We start from the raw sequence: 22,620 nt of genomic DNA, 5'->3' as shown, positions 1-22,620 counted from the left end.
TCGCGGGTATGGCCAACACTCTGCAAGACCCTAGGGTCGCCTCCACGCTGGACAAGATGTACGCCGCCGCCAGGGATCAGATGTCGCTGTTGCGGGACCGACGCGGTCAGTTCGACCGGCCGATGACGGCCGCCGAACGCACCGAGGCGATGAGTGAGTTCTACATCCCGGTGACTGCCGACGCCGGCCGGCTGCTCTACTCGCTGGTACGCGCGACCCGGCCCGCGACGGTCGTCGAATTCGGCATGTCCTTCGGCATTTCCGCGATCCATCTGGCGGCTGCGGTGCGCGACAACGGCTCTGGTCAGGTGATCACCACCGAGCTCAGCGACACCAAGATCGCCGCCGCCAAACGGACCTTCGCCGACACCGGATTAGCCGACGTGATAACGATTTTGGAAGGCGATGCGCTGGACACGCTCAAGACTTCGGACGGGCCGGTCGATTTCGTGCTGCTGGACGGGTGGAAAGACCTGTACCTTCCGGTGATCAAGCTGCTCCAACCGCGACTGTCCGAAAGCGCGCTGGTGGTCGCCGACAATGCCAGCGCCTCGGACATGGCGCCCTACCTCGATTACGTTCGCGACCCGGCGAACGGCTACGTGAGCTTCAACTTCAACGCCCGGGACAGCGACAGCATGGAGCTCAGCTGCTGGATCGGCAGCTGATCAGCGCACCGACTCCTCGAGCCACGGCAGCAGCCATTTGACCCCTTCCGGGGTCAAATGGACGCCGTCGCTGCGCACCTTGATGCCGTCGACCTTGGCGGTGTAGACACCGTCCGGGCACAGCTTCTTGTTCAGGTCGATGATCCCGACATTGCGCCGCTGACTAATCGCGTTGCGCAGCATGGCATTCCACTGGTTGACCCGATCCGGCTGGTCCTCGGGATAGAGGCGACCGTCCGGCTTCTCACCGCCCCGGCTGTACGGGACGGTGGCGACCAGCACCCGGACACCGGTGGAGCCGACGATGTCCAGGGCCCGGTTCAGCTCGAAGTTGAGATACCCGTCGAACGTCGGGTCGCCGATGTGCGTCCACTTGCCCTCGTTGACCCGGTCGACGGTCTCCCAGCGGCCGATGACCAGCAGCGCGACGTCCGGACGGTCCCGGCTGATCTGCGCCGCCCACCGACTCGGCCAGGTGTCGCATTCCGCGCGCTGCTCCAGCGTCTGGCCGATGTAGCTGTACGGAGTACCGCGCACCAGGCTGCATCCGATGACGGTGTGGTCGAGGAACCGGAAGCCCGGGGTGGCCGGCAGGTAGTGCATCATCGTCCAGCCGATCGAATCTCCGAACACCGAAACGGTGAACGGCTGATTCGGATCTCGCGGACCCGGCGCGGGAACCTGGGTCTCCGGCGGCGACGGCGACACCGCCGCGACCGCGGACACCCCGGGCGGCAGGCCGACCTCGCGCAGGCCGGTCCCCACCGGGATCACCAGAATGGTCGCCGCCGCCGCACTGGCCACCGTCGCGGCCGCCAACGGCAACAGCGGCACCCGCTCGGGCCGCCAGCGCCGAATGGGTTGTTCGATCGCCCAGAACGAGACACCGGCCACCGCGATCGTGGCGGCACAGCGGACAGCGAACAGTCCCGGCCCCGACCAGCCGGTGCGTTCGCCGTTGAGCACCATGAAGATCGGCCAGTGCCACAGATATACGCCATACGAGATGGTGCCCAGCCAGACCAGCGGGCGCCACGCCAGCAGCCGGGCCACCGCGCCGCGCTGCTCGATCGCCACCGGCGCGACCACCAGGACGGCCGCGACGGCAACCGCGATCAGCAGACCGTGCCGGAACTCCCCGGCGCTGCCCGATGCGTAGTGGGTGATCGCCGCCAGCGCGGCCAGCCCCAGGATCGGTAACCCTCGGGCGATCCGCCGTCCCCACCGGCTGCGGATCAGGCACCAGCCGCGATTGAGCGCCGGCCAATCCCGAACCATCAGCGCCGCAGCCGCCGCCCCGACCAACAGCGCCTGCGCTCGCGTGTCGGTGCCGAAGTAGATGCGATCGCGGGTCGCGTCGGAGGTGAAGACGGCGGCGGCCGCCGCCGACGCCAGCGCGCCGAGGGTCGCGATCACAAAGGCGCTGAACCGGACGTGGCCCACCGTGGTCTTGCCGAAGTATCGCCGCGCCCGTGCGGCCAGCAGCAGCGTCACCGCGATCAGCAGCAGCGGCCACACGATGTAGTACTGCTCTTCCACCCCGAGCGACCAGGTGTGTTGCAGCGGTGAGGGCGCACCCTGGGTGAAGTAATCGGTCTTCTGCGCAACGAACCGCCAGTTGGCTACCCAGCAGAAGGCGGCGATCGCGTCCCCCCGCAACCCGTTGAGCGCCTGATAGGGCAGAACTTCGCGGGCCGCGGCGACGGCGAGCACCATCAACAGCAGGGCCGGCAATAGGCGGCGGGCGCGGCGAATCCAGAAGCCCGTCAGGTCGATTCGTCCGCTGCGCCCGAGTTCGTCGAGCAGCAGCGAGGTGATCAGGAAACCGCTGAGCACGAAAAAAATGTCGACGCCGATGAATCCACCTGCGACGCCGGGGATGCCGCCGTGCCCGACCAGCACCAGCGCCACCGCGACGGCCCGCAGGCCGTCCAGGGCGGGAATACCCTGCCGCTCCGAGCTGTCCCAGACCGCGCGCCGACGAGTACGGGGAACCGGGGCCACCCAGCGACGGCGAGACGCCGGTGCGGATTGTTTGCCGCCCGGCTCATCGCCCGCTGTGCGCGCGCCCTGACCAACTTGTCGTCCGGCGCCGAGTTTGATGCCGATACGTCGAGCCCCTCCTCGTGATCCCAGCAAGCCTAGGGGCGGGGCCGCCGGATCTCCCGGAGACACGCGAGGGAGCCGCGAGTTGGGCCAGAAATCGCTCGACGACGACTTTCCCGTCGTCGTGCCGGTCACCACGATCGTCGCCGCGCCCATCCGGGCGCGCGTTCACTCCCGTAGCTGATCGACCGGCGCCAGCCCGAGTTGCTCGAGCACCTCCGCGGTGTCGGCGCCCAGCTCCGGAGCCGGACCCGCGACCCGCCCGGGCGTGCGCGAAAACCAGGTCGGCACACCGGGGAACCGTACCGGGCCGTTCGGTGTGTCCACCGTCTCGAAGAATCCGACGGCGTCGAGTTGCGGGTCGTCGAGCAGCTCGGCCGGACTCGACAGCGCCGACGCGGGTATCTCCAACTCGCGCAGCAGATCCAGCCATTCCTGGGTGGTGCGCTGTGCGAACGTCTCGCCCAGCAGTGCGTACACGGTGTCGATCTGCGCGGCACGCCCTTCCAGGGTCGCGTACCGGTCACTGGCCCACGCCGGTCGCACCGCGTCGACGAAGGCGGCCCAATGCTTGTCGTTGTAGACCAGCGCCGCGATGTAACCGTCGCTGGTGCGGTAGGGCCGGCGGTTGGGCGCCACCGCGCGCGGGTAGACCGCCGGGCTCAGCGGCGGATCGAAGACGGCGCCGTTGGCGTGTTCGACCAGCATGAACGACGCCATCGCCTCGAACATGCCGATCTCGACTTCTTGCCCCTCACCCGTGCGCTCCCGGTGGAACAACGCCATCGTGGTCGCATACAGGGCGGTGAGGCCGGCCACTTTGTCGGCCAGGATCGTCCCGGCGAAATTAGCCTCACCGGTCAGCTGCTGCTGCACGGCGGGTACGCCGCAGGCGGCCTGAATGGTGTCGTCGTAGGCGGGCAGATCCCGGTTGGGGCCGCGACGGCTGTAGCCGTAGCAATTCGTGTACACGATGCCCGGGTTGATGGCGGCGACGTCGGCGTAGGCGAGTCCGAGCCGGGCGATCGCCTTGGCGCGCATGGAGTGGATGAACACGTCGGCGCGCTCGATGAGCGCACGCAGGGCGGTCTGGCCGGCGTCGGACTTCAGATCGAGGGTGATGCCGCGCTTGCCGCGGTTGACGTTGACGAACACCCCACTCATTCCGCGGGCCGGCCCGACCGAGACGTACCGGGTGTCATCGCCTTGCGGCGGCTCGATTTTGATGACGTCGGCGCCCATGTCGGCCATGATCTGGGTGCAGTAGGGACCCATCACCATCGCGGTGAGGTCGACGACGCGCACGCCCGCCAGCGGGCCGAAGCCGGAGTCAGCCACTGTGCGCCGCTTCCCGCATCGCCCACGCCGCCGACTCGAAGCTGTAGCGGATATGGTCGGCGTGCCCGTCCGGGACGACCGGGAAAACGAGTGGCGCGGCCAGGTTGCGGATGGCGTACAGCTGTTCGGCAACGTCCTCGATTGTCCACGACAAGCGTTGCACCCCTGGGCTTTCGGCGATCACCGCGCGTGCCACCCGACCGGCGATGGCGATCAGCATCTCCCCGCTGACCGGGCAGGACTCGTGCGCCAGCAGCCCCACCACCGGCGCCACCAGGTCGGTTCCCATCGGCGGATACGCCGAAATGTCAATGCCGTCAGCCATTCTGGTCACCGCCGACGGTACGATCACGTTGCACAGCACCCCGTCGGCGGCGCCCTCGAGCGCCACCACGTTGGACAGCCCCACCAGTCCGGCTTTGGCGGCCGCATAATTGGCGACCTCATGATTGCCGTACAGCCCGCCGATCGACGACGTCAACACGATGCGTCCGTACCCTTTCTCGCACATCAGCGGGAACGCGGGCCGCACCACGTGAAACGCGCCACGCAGGTGGACGTCGAGGACTGCGTCGAAGTCCTGGTAGCTCATCTCCTTCAACGAACCGCGTCGCACGGTGCCGGCGTTATGAATGAGGATGTCGACGCGCCCGAAGTTGTCCAGCGCGGCACCGATGATGGCCTGGCCGCCGGCTGCGGTCGTCACCGATTCGGTTGACGCCACCGCCACACCGCCGGCCGCCGAGATTTCGTCGACAACCTGTTGTGCGGGCTCGAGATTGTGGCCGTCTCCGGTCAACGCGCCGCCGGTGTCGTTGACCACCACCTTGGCCCCACGGGCAGCAAGCATCAGGGCATAGGCACGTCCCAGCCCGCGGCCGGCGCCGGTGATCACGGCGACGCGACCGTCGTATCTGAGTTCGGTCATCACGACTCCAGGATCAGGCCATCCAGCGTTCCGGTGGCGCGCCATTCGGCGAGCAGGTCACCGAAAGCATAGAAGCCGGGCCCGTACGGCTCGCCCAGGTGTGACCGGATGCCCTCGGTGCCACCGCCTTCGTTGTTGTAGTAACCCGGGGTGCACTCCAGGTCAAACGCCGAGTTGTCGATCGCCGTCTCCTTGATCGTCTTGCACCACTGGTCCTGCGCCTCCTGACTGGGTTCCACGACCGTCGCACCGCGTTTGAGCGCCTCGGCGATGATGTAAGCGATGTGCTCGCCCTGCAGTTCGTAGTTGGCGGCGATGTTCGCCGAGATGCCGACCTGGGTGAACCCGGTGAAGAACTGGTTGGGGAAGCCGCGACTGGTCATGCCGTGCAACGTCTTGTAGCCGTCCCGCCAGTAGTCGAAGAGGGACAGGCCGTCGCGGCCGTCGATCGCCTCCAGCGAATACCGGCGGCTGATCTCGGTGGTGATCTCGAAACCGCTGGCGTAGATGATGCAGTCGACCTCGTATTCGATACCGTTGGCCACCAATCCTTTTGGCGTCGCCCGCTCGACACCCTTGGTGCCCGACACGTCCACCAGCGTCACGTTGGGCCGGTTGAACGTGGGCAGGTAGTCGTCGTTGGTGCACGGCCGCTTGCACAGGAACCGGTAGTAGGGCTTGAGCGCTTCGGCGGTCTCGGGGTCCTCGACGATCTCGGCCACGCGCCGGCGCAGCCGCTCCATCACCTTGTAGTCTTCTTCCTCCCGGATGGCCATGAACTGCTCCGGGGTCATCGACGCGGGATCCTCCAGGGCCAGCACCCGGGCGGCGGTGTTGCGGCCCAGTTCGGTCCAGAAGTCGCAAACCAGGTCCGGCTGTCCCAGCGCCATTCCCTCGAAAGTCCAGGCGTGGAAGTTGCGTTGCCGTTCCTTCTGCCAGCCGGGCTTGAGCGTCTTCACCCACTCGGGGTCGGTCGGTGTGTTGTTGCGGGCGCCCACCGACGACGGTGTGCGCTGGAACACGTACAGGTGCTTGGCGTATTCGCCCAGAAACGGCACGATCTGGATGGCGGTCGCGCCGGTGCCCACCACCGCGACGCGCTTGTCGCTCAGCCCGGTCAGTCCGCCGGTAGCGTCGCCGCCGGTGTAGCCGTAGTCCCAGCGCGACGAGTGAAAACTGTGACCCTGGAAGTCTTTCAGGCCCGGGATTCCCGGCAGCTTGGGCCGGTGGAACGGGCCGGAGGCGACCACTACGAAGCGCGCCCTGATGTCGTCGTCGCGGTTGGTGCTGACCCGCCAGCGCTTGATCTCCTCGTCCCAGCGCAGTGCCCGTACCTGGGTGGAGAACAGCGCGGAATCGTAGAGGCCGTAGTGCTTGCCGATTCTGCGGCAGTGCTCGTAGATCTCACTGCCGTCGGCGAACTTCTTGCTGGGGATGTAGTTGAGCTCCTCCAGTTGCGGGATATAGCAGTAGGATTCGTTGTCGCACTGCAACCCCGGGTAGCGGTTCCAGTACCACACGCCGCCGAAGTCGCCGCCGAGCTCGATGATCCGGACGTCCTCCACGCCGGCCTTCTTCAGATGCGCCCCGCAAAGCAGGCCGCCGAAGCCGCCGCCGAGCACGGCGACGTCAATGTCGGCCGAGATCGGGTCGCGGACCAGGTCCGGCGAGTGCGGATCGATTTCGTAGAAACCGGCGAAGTCGTCGACCAATTCGATGTACTGTTTGGAACCCTCTGGGCGCAGCCGCTTTTCGCGCTCCTGGCGGTACTTCTCCCGCAGTGCGTCCACGTCGATGTCGTCGGCCCCCTCGGTCGGGGGGCAGTCCGGTACCCCGGTCATGCGATCGCGTTCTCCGGGAGCGCCGCGGGGTGCAGCGGTGCCGCCATCTGGTGCACGGCCGGCAGCACCTCCTGGGCGAACAGCCGGGTGCTGTCCATCGCCTCGTCGTAGGGCATGGTGCCGAACTGCGGCACGATCGTCATCTCCGAGAACGAGCATGCCTCTTGCGCTGCTTTGATTCGGGTGAAGATCTCGTCGGGTGTACCGATCAGCAGGTTGGAGGCATGGTAGCCGGGCGTCTTGGGCGCGCCCTTCGCGTCATGGGTTACCGAAGAGGCCAACACCGCGGTCGCAGTGGCCTCCCGAGCGGCATAGGCCTCGTAACCCTTGACGCCCTTGAAGTTCGACGCGTCGGCGAAGCCGTAGTGAACGGTGACGTCGCGGTTGGCCGTGTAGATCCACTCCTCGGACTTCGCCGCGCCATCGGCGTCGGGGGTGCAGTACATGAACATCACGTTCTTCGGCTGACACGGCGGCAGGCCTTCTTCCTGACGGAAGGTGTTGACCTTCTGCACTTCCCGGCCGGCGTCCTCGATCGGCTTGTTGCCCACGAACAGCGGGACCATGCCGCGCCGCGACAGGATCTCCAGCGACTCCGCGGTCGACGACGAACTGTAGATGCGGGAGAACAGATCGCCGCTGCGCGGCTCGGGCCGTAGCGACATCTCCGGCACCTTGAAAATCTCACCGTCATAGGAGAATCGCTTGCCCGAGAAGGCGAGTTCGAGGATGTCCAGGGTTTCGTTGAACCGCTGCCGGCTCTCCTCCCGCGGGACGCCGACGGCGTCGAACTCCCCCTTGGACACGCCGCGGCCGATGCCGATGGTGTCGTAGCGGCCGTTGGAGATGATGTCGAGGTAGGCGATCTGATGCGCCAAGCGCACCGGATGCCACCATGGTGCGACCACGACGAAGGTGCCCAGGCTGACCCGCTCGGTGCGTCCGGCAAAGTAGCTCAGCGCCTGAATCGGGTTGGGCGTCATGCCATACGGGGTTCCGCAGTGCTCGGGCATCCAGATGCCGTCGAACCCGAGCGGTTCGGCCAGATCGGCGATCGCCAGCGTGCTCTGCACGCATTCCCAGTCCGGGGTGGCCGGCGGCTGGCTGAAGTCTTCGGCCAGCACCCGGTCCCAGTCGTGCGAATTGTGGGCTCCGAAGCCAAGATTGACCTTCATCGTTGTATCTCCGTCTCTGTTGCTAGATGCTGCGGGGCGCCGGTCCCCATGTACTTGGCGAGGTTGCGGTGCAGGTTGGCGGTACTGCGTTCCATGTAGGGATTGGGTTTGGGGCCCCGGAAGCCCAGCGATTTCATGCCCTGCTGCACGGCGGCCATGTTGGAGAAGTCCTGCGGGAGGACACTGCGCCAGTTCGGATCGTCCGGCGGGGCATACACCCATTCTGTCTGCGGCTCTTCCCCTTTGGGGTAAAGCTCGTAACACGATGCCTCGAAGATGCACTCGTCGGGGTTGTAGCCGTGCGGGCGGGCGCTGTAGCACAGGGCGGTGGTCAGGCCCTGGCCGATCTGGAAGTTCGGGAAGATCTGCCACGCGGTGCCGCTGGCGGCCAGGTGTTCGGGGTCGATGGTCGGCCAGATCACGCCACGGGCCTCGTCGTCGCGGCGTGCCGAGCCGAGCCAATGGCTGAGCACCTGGTCGGCCGGTGCGTCCTCGGGCAGCTCCTCGACCAGCCGCAGCGCCGCGTCCACCAGTGTCTTGGTGGTGGTCGCGTTGGTCTCTTCCAATGTGTAGAGCTGCATTTCGGCCGTCGACACCCGCGGGTCGGCACCGGTGCCCAGCCGGATCTTGGACTTGGTCTCAGCCAGATCCTTCGGCGCGTCGTATCCGATGTTGCTGTGCTTGCCCTGCGCTGCGGCCCAGCCGCGGAAGTTGCCGAACTTGTTGAACTGCGGATGTGTGGTGGCGACGTGGTAGGTCTCGTTGAACGCCTCCATCGCCACCTTCCAATTGCATTGGAAATGCAGCCACTTTCGCCATTTGCAGCGCATGTCGGCCAGATTGAACGGGTCAAGCATGGTGGCCGCGGGTTCGAGGTAGTCGCGCAGCGGTTCGGCGGCGGGATCCATGTTGATCCAAATCCAGCCGCCCCAGGTGTCGACGTTGACCCTGCCCAGGTGGGTGTTCTCCGGGGTCAGCGCGCCCTGCCAGTCTTGTCGTTCCGGGATGTGGGTGCAGTTGCCGTCCTGGTCGTAGGTCCAGCCGTGGAATCCGCAGACGAACGACTTCTTGTGCCCGCAAGCATTTTTCGCGCCCGCCGGGGTGTCTACCAGTCGGCGGCCGCGGTGTACGCACACGTTGTGGTGCGCCTTGAAACTGTCAGTCCCGGTGCGGACCACCAGGATCGAGTCGTCGAGAATGTCGTAGGTCAGGTAGCTGCCCACCCTGGGCAGGTCTTCGACCCGGCCCACCTGCTGCCATACCTTGCGCCACAGCTTGTCCCGTTCGGCGCGGGCATACTCCTCGGAGATGTAGGCGTCGACCCCGATCGTGACGGGGGCGCTCAGATCGTCATTCATCGCTGTCTCCCTTCTCGTCTCATAGTTGCGACCCGCTACTGTCCCCTGGTGGCGACCCGCTGCGCCCGGCTTCACCGCGCTGGTCCCACCGTTTGATCGCCGCCCGGAACGACTCGTCCTTGAGGAACAGCGAGGTGTTGTCGGCACCCAGGTGTCCCCATTTGAGGTTCAGGCCACCGTCGACCAGCAGCGTCTGCCCGGTGATATAGCTGGACAGATCCGACAGCAGGAACAGGATCGCGCCGGCGACTTCCTCGGGGCGGCCCCGCCGGCCCATCGCGATAGCCCGGCGGTCCCGTTCTGGGTCGTCGTCGGTGTAGGTGCGCGACGCCGGCGTCTCGGTGACCCCGGGCGCGACCGCGTTCACCCGGATGGCGCCGCCGCCGTCTTCGTCGCAGGCCAGTTCGGCCGCCATGGTGCGAGTCACCGCCACGATCGCGGCCTTGGCCGTGCCGTAGGCGATATGGAACGGTGCGGTGTTCATCCCGCTGATCGACGAGATCGACACGATGGAGCCGGGGCGCCGCCGACTTTTGAGCTCGGCGGCCACCGCCTGACTCATGAAGAACATCGTCTCCAGGTTGCGGGCGAACAGATCCCGCCAGTCGCTGCGGTTCACCCGCGTCGACGGCATCCAGGTCGACGGGTCCGCGCCGCCGGCGACGTTGACCAGGCCGTGCAGTTCGCCCTCGGCACGTCGCGCTGCCCCGATCGCCACCTCGACGCCGTCGTCGGTGGACACATCGGCGGCCACCGGCACTACCGGCAACCCCTGGTCCACCAAGGGGCGCAGGTGCCGGTCCAGATTGTCCTGGCCGCGGCTCACCCCGATCACCGTCGCACCGGCCTCGGCGACCATCCTGGTGACGGTGGTGCCGATACCGCCGCCCGCCGCGCCGGCGACCACGACGACCCGGCCGGCGAGTCCCAACGGATCTCGACTCACCTATTTGTCCGGACATGATAACGATGTGCACGCATTAGAGAGCATGATTCTCTGCTACTGGCCTGCGCGTCAAGGCCGGCCGAGGATCTCGGCGTCACTATTGTCTGGACCACAGCGCAATTGCTATCGTCCAACCGGTGATAGCCGGATCGTCGCACTCCATCGGTCAGCCGGGCCGCTACCCCGTCGCGTACACGCCGGCCGTGGCCGAAGGCTGGACCCTGACTCGGCTCACCGAGCCGAGCCGCCTGTTCGGCGCCAACGGCATCCGCACCGGTCCGGACGGCCGGATCTACATCGCCCAGGTGACCGGGAGCCAGATCAGCGCGCTCGACGTCGAGACCGGCCTGATCGACACCGTCAGCGCCAAAGGCGGCGACATCATCGCGCCCGACGACGTCGCGTTTGACCCGGACGGCAACCTCTACGCCACCGAGGTGATGGACGGGCGGGTCAGCGTTCGCGACGCGGCCGGCCGCACCCGGGTCATTCGCGACGACCTGCCGTCGGCGAACGGCATCACGGTCCACCAGGGCAGGCTTTTCATCGGCGAGTGCCGCGCGGGCGGGCGACTGATGGAACTCGACCGCGGCGCCGGCACGCCACGCATCCTGCTGGAGAACGTGCCGATGCCCAACGCCATGGAGGTCGGCCCGGACGGGTTGCTGTATTTCCCGGTGATGGGCGCCAACGAAATCTGGCGCATCGATCCCGAAGGCGGTGCGGCCGAGCGCGTCGTCGGCGACCTCGGCGTCCCGGACTCGGTGAAGTTCGACGCCGAGGGTTACATCGTCTCCACCCAGGCGCACAGCGGTCAGGTGCTGCGTATCAATCCCCGCACCGGCGATCGCGCCGTGCTGGCCGATCTCAATCCGGGCCTGGACAACTGCACATTCGTGGGCGACCGCTTGTTCGTTTCGAACTTCACCGGCGAGATCACCGAAGTCCTGGTCGGCGGCGAGCACCGCACGGTCCTCAAAGGCGGACTGAACTGGCCGCTGGACCTGACCGTCGGCCCCGACGGCAACCTCTACGTCGCCGACGGCACTTTCTTCTACACGCTGCAGCCCGACGGCACGCTGCGCACGGTCGGAATGCTGTTCAGCCCTGGCTACCCGGGGTTCCTGCGTGGCCTGACCGCGACCGGCCCCGGCGAGTTCGTCGTCACCACCTCCAACGGCGAGGTTGCCCGATACCGGCCCGCCGACAACGAAAGTCAGATCTTGGCAACGGGTTTCGACCAGCTCTACGGGGTCGCGGTAGCTTCGGACGGCGCGGCTTATGTCGCGGAGCTCGGCGCCGGCCGCGTGTTGGGAGTCCACGGCGGGCAGGTCGAGGTGTTGGCGTCCGGCCTCGCTGATCCGGTCGGCGTCGCGGTCGACCGCGACGGAAGGTGCCTGGTTTCGGAGTCCGGCCGGGTCCGCAGCCTCGACGGCACGGTGGCGTTCGACGGGCTGCAGCGACCGCAAGGGATATTGGTGCTGGGCCGCGAGCTCTACGTAGTCGACACCGGCGCAAAGGAAATCGTTGCCTTCGACCTGGACAGCGGCGTCCGGACCACCATCGCCGGGGACCTGCCGCTCGGTGCCCCACCGGGCATCTCACCCAAACCATTGCGCGGCATGCCGCCGTTCTCCGGGCCGCAAGGACCGTTCGCCGGAATCGCCGCCGGATCGGACGGCACGCTGTACGTGTCGGCCGACGGCGACGGCAGCCTGCTGGCCTTGCGCCGCGAATCCTGAAGGGCCGCAACGTTGTCTCCCCCGCCGTCGGAAGCCAAGGTGGTCGACCACCGCTATCTGCAGGTGGCCCGCACGCTGCGTAAGGAAATCGTCGACGGCGTCTATCCGGTCGGGTCGCAGCTGCCGACCGAGCATGAGCTGTGCGAGCGATTCGAGGTGAGCCGCTACACGATTCGGGAGGCGTTGCGGCGGCTGCGCGACGACAACCTGGTGTCGTCGCGGCCCCGGACCGGAACGTTGGTGGTTCCGCGACCGTCGTCGGATTCCTATGTGCAGCATGTCATGTCGATCAACGACCTGCTGGAGTTCGCCACCGGGACCCGGTTCGTGATCGAGTCGGTCGCGATGGTCACCATCGACGACGACTCGGCGGCACGCTCGGGGCTGGCCGTAGGGGAGCAATGGCTGACCGTGCGCGGGTTTCGACAGTCCGATGACGGTGAGCCGCCGCTGTGCCGCACCGAGTACTACATCAACCGCGCGTTCGCGGCCGTCGGCCGGCTGCTACAACGCCACGAGGGGCCGATCTTCCCGTTGATCGAGGACTTGTTCGGGCTCAGCATCGTCGAGGTGCAGCAGGAGATCGTCGCGGTGCTGCTGGCGGCGGAACTGGCCGACGGCCTCGACGTGGCGCCCGGCACGCCTGCGCTGCAGGTGCAGCGCACCTACCGCACCTCCGACGACCAGGTGGCCCAGGTCACCATCAACACCCATCCCGCATCGCGGTTCCGGCATTCGATGACGATGCGACGGGTACGTGGCTGAGGGCCGGAGGCTGGTCGGCGGACGTCTGCTCCGCTGGGACGACGAGCGGGCGTCGCAGGCGTATACCCAAGGACATTGGGCCAGAGGAACTTTGGCGGATGCGCTGCGCGCGGCCGCCCAGGACACGCCCCGCCGGGTCGCCTTGGTCGATGCCGATCATCGGCTGACCTGTGCCGAATTGCGTCTACAGGCCACCGCTTTGGCGGACGCGCTGCTGGAGCGCATCCCGGCCGGCAGCGTGGTGTCGTTCATGCTGCCCAACTGGCACGAAGCCGCGGTGATCTACCTGGCCAGCACCCTGGCCGGGATGGTGGCCAACCCGATCCTGCCCTCGCTGCGCGAGCGCGAGCTGCGGTTCATCCTCGAAGACGCCGACAGCCGCGTGCTGTTCATCCCGTCGGCCTTCGGCCGCCACGACTACGCCGCGATGCTGCATCGGGTTGTAGCCGAATTGACGACGCCACCGGATGTCGTCGTGGTGCGCGGGGATTGCCTTGACGGCCAACTCGGGTATGCGTCGTTGACCTCGCCGCGGTCTGGCAGTGTGCCGCTGCCCGGCCTGCAGCCCGACGACGTCCGCATGATCCTCTACACCTCGGGAACCACCGGCCGGCCCAAAGGGGTACTGCACAGCCAGAATTCGATTCACGCGTTGATGTGCCAGATTCGCGACCACTGGTTCGTCGAGCCGGGCGACGTGTTCCTGGTGGCCTCGCCGATCGCACATATCGGCGGTTCCATCTACGCGTTCGAGGGGCCGCTGCTGCTCGGCACCACCGCGGTGCTGATGGACCGCTGGAACGCCGACGAAGCGGTGCGGATCATACGGACCGAGCGCTGCACGCATATGGCCGGCGCGACCCCCTTCCTGGAGCAACTGCTGGCCGCCGCGCAGCGGGCCGGCACCAACCTGCCCGACCTGAAAGTGTTCATCTGTGGCGGCGCATCCGTTTCACCTCAGCTGATACGCCGGGCGGCAACATATTTCGAGTCGACCACCGTGACACGGGTGTACGGATCAACCGAAGTGCCGGTGACCACGGTCGGATCACCCGATGATCGGGACCGCGCGGCCGACACCGACGGCCGGGCCGGTATCGCCGACATCCGGCTCGTCGACGGCGAGATCCGACTGCGCGGGCCACAGATGCTGGTCGGCTACCTGCATCCCGAGGACGACGACAACTCGTTCGACGCCGACGGCTACTTCCGCACCGGCGACCTGGGGCGCTGGGTCGACGACGAGTACCTGGTGGTCACCGGCCGCGCCAAGGACATCATCATCCGCAACGGCGAGAACATCTCGCCCAAGGAAGTCGAGGACGTCCTGGTCACCCATCCGGGGATCGCCGAGATAGCCGTCGTCGGACTGCCGGACGAGCGCACCGGGGAACGGGCGTGCGCGGTGGTGGTGGCCGCGAGCAGCGCCGGACCCGACGTCACCGACCTGCGTACCTTTCTGGAGGCGGCGGGCGTTGCGCGCTTCAAAGCGCCCGAGCAGGTCGTCATCTGGGACGACCTACCGAAGAACGACGCCGGAAAGATACTCAAGCATCAGATCAAAGCGGCGCTGATGGAAGCGGAGCGGTGATATGCAGGTAGCTATCGTGACCGGCGCGACGGGCGGCATCGGATCCGGCTGCGTGACAAAGCTTGCCGATTCGGGCATGGCGGTGCTGGCGACCGGACGCGACGAAGACAAGCTCGCCGAGCTGGCCCGGTCGAACGACCGAGTCGCCACCCTGGCCGTCGACCTCGTCGACGACGATGCCCCACACCAGATCGTCGATGATGCGCTAAAACGTTGGGGCCGAATCGATTTCCTGATCAACGCCGCAGGCATCGGCAGTCCCAAGCCGTTGCACGAGACCGACGACGAATCCCTGGATCATTTCCTGGGTTTAATGCTGCGAGCGCCGTTCCGTCTGGTGCGTGAGGTGTTACCGCACTTGCGGCCGGGTTCTGGCATCGTCAACATCACCTCGACGTTCGCCGTCGTGGGCGGCATGCGCGGCGGTGCCTACTCGGCAGCCAAGGGCGGGCTGACGGCGATGACCACCCACATCGCCTGCCAATACGGTGCGCAGGGAATACGTTGCAACGCAGTAGCTCCCGGGGTGGTGCAGACCGCCATGACCGAGCATCGCCTGCAGGACGAGCGGTTCCGGCGAATCAACGTCGAGATGACGCCGCATCAGCGGTTGGGCACGGTGGACGACGTCGCCGGCACGGTGGCTTTCCTGTGCTCACCCGGCGGCGAATTCATCAACGGCCAGACGATCGTGGTCGACGGCGGTTGGAGTTCGACGAAGTACCTGTCCGATCGGGCGCTGAACTCGGAGTGGAACCTTCAGTAGCTCAACGCAATTCGAAATGGCGCCGAATCCCGTAGAGCATCCTGGCGTGCGCCTTGACCCCCTGGCGAACGGTGAACGCGGCCAACGGCCGCGGCGCGGCGAACCGGATTCGTTCGGTGATGCGGGTGCCGCCGTCGATCGGCGTGAAGCTCACCGTGCCGCGCAGGCGCACCCCGGGTGACTGGTCGGCCTCGGTGTGCACGTCGCCTTCGACCGGAACGTGCAACCGCGCCCGGTAGGTGACCTTCGTCGTGATCGGCCCCAGCGGAATCCGGTCCACCACCCGATAGCCGACCCGGTAGCCGTCGGGCGTTTCACTGCGGTCCAGCAACTCCACCGACACGATCAGCGGATGTACCAGCCGGATGTTGTCCAGATCGACGTAGTAGTCGCGGACCTGGTCGGGCGGGGCGGGCACCTGTTCGGTCAGCGTCCGCTCGAAGTGGGCGGTCCACCAGCCCACAGTCATGCCCCCGTGAGTTGGGTGAACAGTTCCCCGGTGCGCCACCAGATCAAGACCGCGAACACCGCCAGGGCGAAGACGGTCACTGAAGCCTGAATCAGGTCTCGTCGGTGCCGCGGCGCGTACACGTAGGCGGCGGCGATCAACCCGCCGGTCACCAACCCGCCCAGGTGTCCCTGCCAGCTGATCTGCTGCGAGCTGATCAGCGGTACGACGAAAGTGAAGGCGAGGTTGATGACGATGACGGCGACCACCCAGCGGACGTCCAGAGTGAGCCGCTTGGCGACCACGAACGTTGCCGCGAACAGGCCGAACAATGCGCCCGACGCCCCCGCGGTCGCGGAGTTCAGCGGCGAGATCAGATAGACCAGCACCGAGCCGCCCAGCCCGCTCAGCGCATACAGTGCGCTGAACCGCAGCCGGCCCAGCCACATCTCCAGCGGCGGCCCCACGACGTACAGCGCCCACATATTGAGCAGCAGATGCGCCGGGCCGTAATGCATGAACGCCGACGTCACCAGGCGGTACAGCTGCCCGTAGACCGCGACGCCCGGCGGCCAGAGGCTCAGTTGGCGCTGTACCTCTATCGACGCGGACTCGGCCATGAACGCCAGCACGTTGAGTGCGATCAGCACATAGGTGACCACCGGCGCGCCGGCCCGGTCCCGGCCACCGAAGCGGGTTCGCGGATCCCGGACGGTGGCCGCGCCCTGCTGCACGCAGTCCACGCACTGGTGACCCACCGCGGCGCTGCGCATGCAATCGCCGCAGATCGGACGATCACAGCGGGTGCACCGGAGGTACGTCTGGCGGTCCGGGTGCCGGTAACACGTTGGTGCATCGGCGGGCAGCTGCGGTGGGATTGCGCCACTCATCGCACCCATTCTTGCCGCCATCCACCGCGCCCGCGCGAATGGGTGCGGACGGCCGACGCCGGGCACGTTTCGCCGGATGCTCCGGTAGCTGTACCCCGCGCTCTCTTACCCGCGGCGACCCGCTCGCGTGGCTATTCCCTCGCCAGCCCGGTTCACCTACTGTGACAAAGGTGGACTCACACGGAACCCCCCGAATTGGTGCCCGTCGAAAATTTGCATTCGGGCGATCCCATCACCGACGGGGGCCAGCGGTACATAGTTCTCGAGTCGAAGACGGTCGGTGACGGCTGCGTGGTCCTCGAGCTGGAATCCAGAGTGGATCACCAACTCCAGGTCATCGAGAAGTCCTTCCCCGCCGGCTACCACGTCGGCCGGGCAGACCACACACACCTGTAGGGATTTCGAATAGCCCGGTCCGGCAACCACGAGCCTCAATTGCGCGGCGGGCGTTGGTCATTCGGTCCGTTCGGGTCGGCGTCACCGAACCAGCGCAACGGGACGTGCTCGCATACCAGTCGTGCCAGGCCCACCACTCGTACGGTTTGCTCTGCTGGTAACGCTGCGGGGAGCCTTTCCAGTCCTCCTTGGCGCCCGAGCGCGGTCATGTCCGGGATGCTCCAGGTGTTGCCCAACACCTCGTCGCCCCGATTGTTCACGAAGTAAATACGGAACACACGTGGCCCGTCGTGAATGAACGAAATGGTGCCGTGCATTCGTGCACACCGAAGTCGGCGTCGAACCCGTCGGTGATGGTGTACCAGGGCATCGTCCGGCCCATCCGCTGCTTGAGACGCGCAATGTCGGGCTGCGGCGCCCGCGACGCGAACGACTTGGTCACCAATATCGATGCGGCTCGCCGTCCAAATTCATCGGTGCGCTGCTGGGTCGCCCGCCGCAGGTATGTGTTCAGACATGCCACTGCAGCAGGATTCACGGCGCAGGCGGAACCGTCGGCCAACCGGCTGTCGCTGAGTACCGACGCAACGCAGATAACATGTTGAAAGCCCATTCCATCCAGGTCCACACCTGTCACGCCACGGGCGGCGTTGCCGGGGTGGCCACGATGACCGTATTTCTGGAACCGACGCTGTTCCCCACGTTCGGATTGCCACCCGACCGGTAATACACCGGTGGACCGGCCGTGTGGACAGCTTCGCGCGGCGCCGGAAGGATGGCGCGGTAGACCTAATCGAAGGGTGATGGATGAAGATCCCGGGTGTGGCCGACATCGTCGGCTCCCTCACCGGTGGGGCGGTTCAGGCATTGCAGGCCGGCATGAACGGCGCAGCGGGCGCGGTCGATGCGGTGCAGACGCTGGCCAGCCCCGTCACCGAACTGGTAGGGCCGGTGGTGCAGTCGGTCGCCCAAACCACCGGGCGGGCGATCGGACTGCGTCCCTCCGACGCCGCGCTCGAACCGGTCACCCCGCCCGTGCGTTGGCAAAGCGGCCGCCGTATCCATCTGGATCTCGATCCCCTGCTGCCGTTTCCCCGTTGGCACGAATACGCCGCGGTGATGGAGGAGCCGGTGCGCCGGATCGACGGGGTGGCGAAGGCGCATGTCGAGGGCGCGCTGGGTCGGCTGGTCATCGAGGTCGCCGAGGGTGCCGACACCGGGGCGGTGCTCGAGGAGGTACGCGATACCGCGGCAGCGGTGGCCGCGGACCTCGCCGGCTCAGAGACGGTGTCGGCGCCGCAGGCCGCGCCGTTCGCGGACCCCGCGAACCCGCTGGCGATCCTGGTGCCGCTGACCGTGGCCGCGATGGACGCGGTGGCCGTGGGCGCGGCGGTGACCGGATGGTTCACCCGGCTGCCGGTGGCGCCGCGCAGCGCGCGGGCCGCGGCGGCGCTGATCAATTATCAACCGCGGGTGGTGGCCGTTCTCGAGTCCAAGCTCGGCCGGGTCGGCACCGACCTCGCACTCAGCGGCTCCACGGCCCTGGCCTACGGGCTGAGCCAGTCGGTGGGCACGCCACTCATCGATCTCGTGCAGCGCACCCTGCAGCTTTCCGAGGCGGCCGCGCACCGGCAGCGCTGGCGCGAACGCGAACCCGGGCTGGCTTCTCCCGACCGGCCGCAGGCTCCGGTGGTCCCGGTGCTCTCGTCCGCCGGAGACGAGCAGGTGCCGCGGCACAACTGGGCGGCGACGGCGGCGGGTGAGGCCTCTCACGTAGTCGTCGACGGGGCCATCGACGCCGCGATCGACACCGAGAAGGGCTCGATGGCCGGGCCCCTGGAGAATTACGTGAACCAGGCGGCAAGTGGTTCGGTGGTCGCCGCGGCGGGCGCGCTGTTCGCCGGCGGCGGCGCTGCCGAGGCTGCGGAAGCGATCCTGGCCGGTGTCCCGAAGGCTGCGCACCTCGGCAGGCAGGCGTTCGCCACCACGCTCGGCCGGGGCCTGGCCAACGCCGGACTGCTGGTGCTGGACCCCGGCGCGCTGCGCCGGCTGGACCGGGTGCAGGTGGTCGTCATCGACGGCGCCGCGCTGCGCGGTGACCACCGTGCGGTGCTGAGCGCGTGGGGCGAGGAACCCGGCTGGGACGACGACCGTGTCTACGAGGTCGCCGACGCCCTGCTGCACGAGGAGGAACCACCCGAGCCCGATCCCGACGAACTGCCGGCTGCCGGTGCACGATTGAAATGGCTTCGGCCACAGAGTCCGTCGGCCGCGCCGGCGCAGGGCTTGGAGCATGCCGACCTGATTTGCGACGGCCAGCGGGTCGGACACGTGGACGTCGGGTGGGAGGTCGACCCCTACGCGATCCCGCTGCTGCAGACCGCGCACCGCACCGGCGCCCGGGTAGTGCTGCGCCATGTGGCCGGCACCGAGGACCTCTCGGCCAGCGTCGGGTCCACGCATCCGCCGGGCACCCCGCTGCTGAAGGTGGTGCGCGAGCTGCGCGGGGACCGCGGGCCGGTACTGCTGATCACCGCGCTGCACCGCGACTTCGCCTCCACCGACACGCTGGCCGCCCTGGCCATCGCCGACGTGGGTGTCGCACTCGACGATCCGCGGGCGGCGACGCCGTGGACCGCCGACATCATCACCGGAACCGACCTGGCCGCGGCGGTGCGCATCCTGTCCGCGCTGCCGGTAGCCCGCGCGGCCACCGAGTCCGCCGTACACCTGGCCCAGGGCGGCACCACGCTGGCCGGACTGTTGCTGGTCACCGGCGAGGACAACCGATCGGCCAACCCGGCGACCTTCCGGCGCTGGCTCAACCCGGTCAACGCGGCCGGGGCGACGGCCCTGCTGTCCGGCACGCTGTCGGCCGCCCGGGTGCTGCGACTGCCCGATCCGACCCCGCAGCCGTTGACCGCCTGGCACGCGCTGGACCCCGAGATCGTGTACTCCCGGTTGGCCGGCGGTGCGCGCCCGCTGGCGGTCGAACCCGGCACCCCGACCTGGCGGCGCCGCCTTGACGACCTGTCCTACGAGCCGGTGGTCGCCCCACTGCGGGGCCCGGCCCAGGCGCTGGGACGGTTGGCGGTGGCCACCCGTCACGAGCTGGCAGATCCGCTGACCCCGATCCTGGCGGTCGGTGCGGCGGCATCGGCGATCGTCGGCAGCAATGTGGACGCGTTGCTGGTGGCCGGCGTCATGGCGGTCAACGCGGTGACCGGCGGGGTACAGCGGCTGCGAGCCGAGGCCGCGGCCGCGGAATTGTTCGCCGAGCAGGACCAACTGGTGCGGCGGGTAGTGGTGCCGGCGATGGCCACCACGCGGCGCCGGCTGGAAGCCGCCCGCAGCGCCACCCGCACCGCCACCGTGTCGGCCAAGAAGCTGCGCCCCGGCGACGTCATCGACCTGGCCGCACCCGAGGTGGTGCCGGCCGACGCCCGGATCCTGGTCGCCGAAGACCTCGAGGTCGACGAGTCGTTCCTCACCGGCGAGTCGCTGCCCGTCGACAAGCAGGTGGACTCCGTCGCGGTCAACGACCCCGAACGCGCGAGCATGTTGTTCGAGGGCAGCACCATCGTCGCGGGGCGGGCGCGCGCGATCGTGGTGGCCACCGGCGTCGGCACCGCCGCGCAGCGCGCCATCTCGGCGGTCGCCAACGTCGAGACGTCCGCCGGCGTGCAGGCGCGGCTACGCGAGCTGACCAGCAAGGTGCTGCCGCTGACCCTGGCCGGCGGCGCCACCGTAACCGGGTTGGCGCTGTTGCGCCGCTCCTCGCTGCGCCAGGCGGTTGCCGACGGCGTCGCGATCGCCGTCGCCGCGGTCCCGGAGGGGCTGCCGCTGGTGGCGACCCTGTCTCAGCTGGCCGCCGCGCAACGCCTGACCGCCCGCGGCGTGCTGGTGCGATCGCCGCGCACCATCGAGGCGCTGGGCCGGGTCGACACCATCTGTTTCGACAAGACCGGCACTCTCACCGAGAACCGGCTGCGTGTGGTGCGCGCCGTGCCGAAGGACGCCGACCCCGAGGGTCCGTTCGCCACGCCCGGCGATCCGCAGTCCCTGGCGCTACTGCAGGCCGCCGCGCGCGCATCCACTCAGCCGCAGGACGGGCAGGGACACGCCCACGCCACCGACGAAGCGATCATCAACGCGGCCAATTCGCTCAACGGCCACGGTGATTCCGACTGGACCATCCTCGCCGAGGTGCCGTTCGAGTCCAGCCGCGGTTTCGCCGCCTCGATCGGCGCCCAGGCAGGCACCGACCAGGCGCCGCTGTTGATGCTGAAGGGCGCGCCGGAGGTGGTGTTGCCGCGCTGCCGGTTCGACGATCCCGAGGCCGACCGGCAGCACGCCGACGCGCTGGTGCAGAACCTCGCCGAGCAGGGGTTGCGGGTGCTCGCCGTCGCGCAACGCACCTGGATGCACGACACGTCCGACGAGGCCACCGATGCCGATGACGTCGACGCCGCCGCCCACGACCTGGAACTGCTCGGCTATGTCGGCCTGGCTGACACCGCCCGGGATTCGTCACGCCCGCTGATCGAGGAGCTGGTGGCCGCCGATCGCAACGTCGTGCTGATCACCGGCGACCATCCGGTCACCGCCCGGGCGATCGCCAACCAGCTCGGCCTGCCCGCCGACGCGCGGGTGGTGACCGGCGCGGAGCTCGCCAACATCGACGCCGAGGGGCACGCCAAGCTGGCCGACGACGTCCAGGTGTTCGCGCGCGTCAGCCCGGAACAGAAGGTGCAGATCGTCGCGGCCCTGCAGCGCTCCGGCCGCGTCACCGCGATGGTCGGCGACGGCGCCAACGACGCCGCCGCAATCCGGATGGCCGACGTGGGCATCGGGGTCAGCGGCCGCGGCTCGTCGGCCGCCCGCGGCGCCGCGGACATCGTGTTGACCGACGACGATCTGAGCGTGCTGCTCGACGCGCTGGTCGAGGGTCGCAGCATGTGGGCGGGGGTGCGCGACGCCGTCACCATCCTGGTCGGCGGCAACGTCGGCGAGGTCCTGTTCACCATCATCGGGACGGCGTTCGGCCAGGGCCGGGCGCCGGTGGGCACCCGTCAGCTGCTGTTGGTGAACCTGCTCACCGACATGTTCCCCGCCCTCGCGGTCGCGGTGACCTCGCAGTACGAGGACCCCGAAGAGGACGAGAGCCTCACCGAAGAGGAGGTCGAGGAGGCTCGCCGCAGCCGTCAGCGTGAGTTGCTGACGCAGCCCAAGCCGTCGCTCGGCGACGCCCTGATGCGTCAGATCGTCAACCGCGGCGTGGTCACCGCGGCGGGCGCAACAACCGCCTGGGCTATCGGGCGTTGGACTCCTGGTACCGAAAGGCGTACCTCGACAATGGGTTTGACTGCTCTGGTGACCACGCAGCTGGCGCAGACGCTGCTGACTCGCCGACACAGTCCGCTGGTGGTGGCGACCGCGTTGGGCAGTGCGGGGGTCTTGGTCGGCATCATCCAGACGCCGGTGCTCAGCCAGTTCTTCGGCTGCACTCCGCTGGGCCCGGTTGCCTGGACGGGCGTGATCGGCGCCACCGCGGGAACTGCGGTGGTCTCCGTGCTGGCACCGCAATGGTTGTCCAAGACGGTCGGCGCGATGACACCGGCGTTGGAGTCCGAGAAGCGGCAGGAATTGGAGTCGGACTGAC

Annotated in this window: 16 protein-coding genes and 1 pseudogene; 7 read left to right on the top strand and 10 right to left on the bottom strand. The window is 68.0% G+C overall.

Translation table 11 applies throughout. The features are described 5' to 3' along the window. The first annotated feature begins 8 nt into the window (after window positions 1–8). Window positions 9–668, top strand: coding sequence for an O-methyltransferase (locus L6444_RS01565; protein ID WP_236979908.1), 660 nt, complete (start codon window positions 9–11; stop codon window positions 666–668). Here the strand turns inward: L6444_RS01565 and L6444_RS01560 are convergent, their stop codons facing one another. The 7 genes from L6444_RS01560 to L6444_RS01530 form a co-directional block, all read right to left on the bottom strand. After that, the gene (locus L6444_RS01560; protein WP_236979906.1) at window positions 669–2,672 is read right to left on the bottom strand and encodes an acyltransferase family protein; all 2,004 of its coding nucleotides are present in this window, start codon (window positions 2,670–2,672) and stop codon (window positions 669–671) included. It abuts the gene before it with no gap. 270 nt (window positions 2,673–2,942) lie between these two features. After that, window positions 2,943–4,112, bottom strand: coding sequence for a CaiB/BaiF CoA transferase family protein (locus tag L6444_RS01555; RefSeq protein WP_255731134.1), 1,170 nt, complete (start codon window positions 4,110–4,112; stop codon window positions 2,943–2,945). Next, on the bottom strand, window positions 4,105–5,040 hold the full coding sequence (locus L6444_RS01550; protein WP_236979904.1) for an SDR family NAD(P)-dependent oxidoreductase: 936 nt from the start codon (window positions 5,038–5,040) through the stop codon (window positions 4,105–4,107). The genes L6444_RS01555 and L6444_RS01550 overlap by 8 nt, the downstream gene beginning before the upstream one ends. Further along, window positions 5,040–6,881, bottom strand: a complete 1,842-nt coding sequence (locus tag L6444_RS01545) for a flavin-containing monooxygenase (RefSeq protein WP_236979896.1) — start codon at window positions 6,879–6,881, stop codon at window positions 5,040–5,042. Before L6444_RS01545 ends, L6444_RS01550 begins: the two co-directional genes overlap by 1 nt. Beyond that, on the bottom strand, window positions 6,878–8,056 hold the full coding sequence (locus tag L6444_RS01540) for an LLM class flavin-dependent oxidoreductase (protein ID WP_236979894.1): 1,179 nt from the start codon (window positions 8,054–8,056) through the stop codon (window positions 6,878–6,880). The genes L6444_RS01545 and L6444_RS01540 overlap by 4 nt, the downstream gene beginning before the upstream one ends. Next, complete coding sequence (locus L6444_RS01535) at window positions 8,053–9,414, bottom strand: aromatic ring-hydroxylating oxygenase subunit alpha (RefSeq protein ID WP_236979892.1); 1,362 nt, start codon at window positions 9,412–9,414, stop codon at window positions 8,053–8,055. The genes L6444_RS01540 and L6444_RS01535 overlap by 4 nt, the downstream gene beginning before the upstream one ends. Window positions 9,415–9,433: 19 nt before the next feature. After that, window positions 9,434–10,360 (bottom strand): SDR family NAD(P)-dependent oxidoreductase, encoded by a 927-nt coding sequence (locus tag L6444_RS01530; RefSeq protein WP_236979890.1) that lies wholly within the window; start codon window positions 10,358–10,360, stop codon window positions 9,434–9,436. 137 nt (window positions 10,361–10,497) lie between these two features. Between L6444_RS01530 and L6444_RS01525 the strand changes: the two genes are divergently transcribed. The 4 genes from L6444_RS01525 to L6444_RS01510 are packed head-to-tail and all read left to right on the top strand — an operon-like array spanning window position 10,498 to window position 15,224. Beyond that, window positions 10,498–12,102, top strand: coding sequence for an SMP-30/gluconolactonase/LRE family protein (locus tag L6444_RS01525; RefSeq protein WP_370653063.1), 1,605 nt, complete (start codon window positions 10,498–10,500; stop codon window positions 12,100–12,102). Between the two features lie 12 nt (window positions 12,103–12,114). Further along, window positions 12,115–12,867, top strand: coding sequence for a GntR family transcriptional regulator (locus tag L6444_RS01520; protein ID WP_236979888.1), 753 nt, complete (start codon window positions 12,115–12,117; stop codon window positions 12,865–12,867). Beyond that, a complete protein-coding gene (locus L6444_RS01515; protein WP_236979886.1) occupies window positions 12,860–14,458 on the top strand; it encodes an AMP-binding protein in 1,599 nt (532 codons plus the stop codon). Before L6444_RS01520 ends, L6444_RS01515 begins: the two co-directional genes overlap by 8 nt. Before the next feature lies 1 nt (window position 14,459). Beyond that, window positions 14,460–15,224 carry an SDR family NAD(P)-dependent oxidoreductase gene (locus L6444_RS01510; protein ID WP_236979885.1) on the top strand — a complete coding sequence of 255 codons (765 nt, stop codon included), beginning with the start codon at window positions 14,460–14,462 and terminating at the stop codon, window positions 15,222–15,224. Window position 15,225: 1 nt separating this feature from the next. On the opposite strand, the gene L6444_RS01505 is transcribed toward L6444_RS01510, so the two are convergent. Together L6444_RS01505 and L6444_RS01500 are read right to left on the bottom strand one after the other, a co-directional pair. After that, window positions 15,226–15,693, bottom strand: a complete 468-nt coding sequence (locus tag L6444_RS01505; protein WP_236979883.1) for an SRPBCC family protein — start codon at window positions 15,691–15,693, stop codon at window positions 15,226–15,228. Next, the gene (locus tag L6444_RS01500) at window positions 15,690–16,562 is read right to left on the bottom strand and encodes a rhomboid family intramembrane serine protease (RefSeq protein WP_236979881.1); all 873 of its coding nucleotides are present in this window, start codon (window positions 16,560–16,562) and stop codon (window positions 15,690–15,692) included. Before L6444_RS01500 ends, L6444_RS01505 begins: the two co-directional genes overlap by 4 nt. Before the next feature lie 198 nt (window positions 16,563–16,760). On the opposite strand from L6444_RS01500, the gene L6444_RS01495 reads away from it, so the two are divergent. Further along, a complete protein-coding gene (locus tag L6444_RS01495) occupies window positions 16,761–16,958 on the top strand; it encodes a hypothetical protein (RefSeq protein WP_236979879.1) in 198 nt (65 codons plus the stop codon). 35 nt (window positions 16,959–16,993) lie between these two features. On the opposite strand, the pseudogene L6444_RS01490 reads toward L6444_RS01495, so the two are convergent. Next, window positions 16,994–17,397: pseudogene (locus L6444_RS01490) on the bottom strand (DUF899 family protein); the annotation flags it as partial. 368 nt (window positions 17,398–17,765) lie between these two features. Here L6444_RS01490 and L6444_RS01485 point away from each other — a divergent pair. After that, window positions 17,766–22,619, top strand: coding sequence for a cation-translocating P-type ATPase (locus L6444_RS01485; protein WP_370653062.1), 4,854 nt, complete (start codon window positions 17,766–17,768; stop codon window positions 22,617–22,619). Window position 22,620: the final 1 nt, after the last annotated feature.

The organism is Mycobacterium kiyosense, from assembly GCA_021654635.1.
GTDB classification, from domain to species: domain Bacteria; phylum Actinomycetota; class Actinomycetes; order Mycobacteriales; family Mycobacteriaceae; genus Mycobacterium; species Mycobacterium kiyosense.
This window is presented reverse-complemented; position numbering and strand designations above follow the sequence as displayed.

Bases quoted from the DNA above. Each gene is read 5' to 3' on its own strand.
- L6444_RS01500 (WP_236979881.1), bottom strand. From the start codon at position 16,562: ATGAGTGGCGCAATCCCACCGCAGCTGCCCGCCGATGCACCAACGTGT.
- L6444_RS01550 (WP_236979904.1), bottom strand. From the start codon at position 5,040: ATGACCGAACTCAGATACGACGGTCGCGTCGCCGTGATCACCGGCGCC.
- L6444_RS01565 (WP_236979908.1), top strand. From the start codon at position 9: ATGGCCAACACTCTGCAAGACCCTAGGGTCGCCTCCACGCTGGACAAG.
- L6444_RS01510 (WP_236979885.1), top strand. From the start codon at position 14,460: ATGCAGGTAGCTATCGTGACCGGCGCGACGGGCGGCATCGGATCCGGC.
- L6444_RS01545 (WP_236979896.1), bottom strand. From the start codon at position 6,881: ATGACCGGGGTACCGGACTGCCCCCCGACCGAGGGGGCCGACGACATC.
- L6444_RS01485 (WP_370653062.1), top strand. From the start codon at position 17,766: ATGAAGATCCCGGGTGTGGCCGACATCGTCGGCTCCCTCACCGGTGGG.
- L6444_RS01540 (WP_236979894.1), bottom strand. From the start codon at position 8,056: ATGAAGGTCAATCTTGGCTTCGGAGCCCACAATTCGCACGACTGGGAC.
- L6444_RS01535 (WP_236979892.1), bottom strand. From the start codon at position 9,414: ATGAATGACGATCTGAGCGCCCCCGTCACGATCGGGGTCGACGCCTAC.
- L6444_RS01505 (WP_236979883.1), bottom strand. From the start codon at position 15,693: ATGACTGTGGGCTGGTGGACCGCCCACTTCGAGCGGACGCTGACCGAA.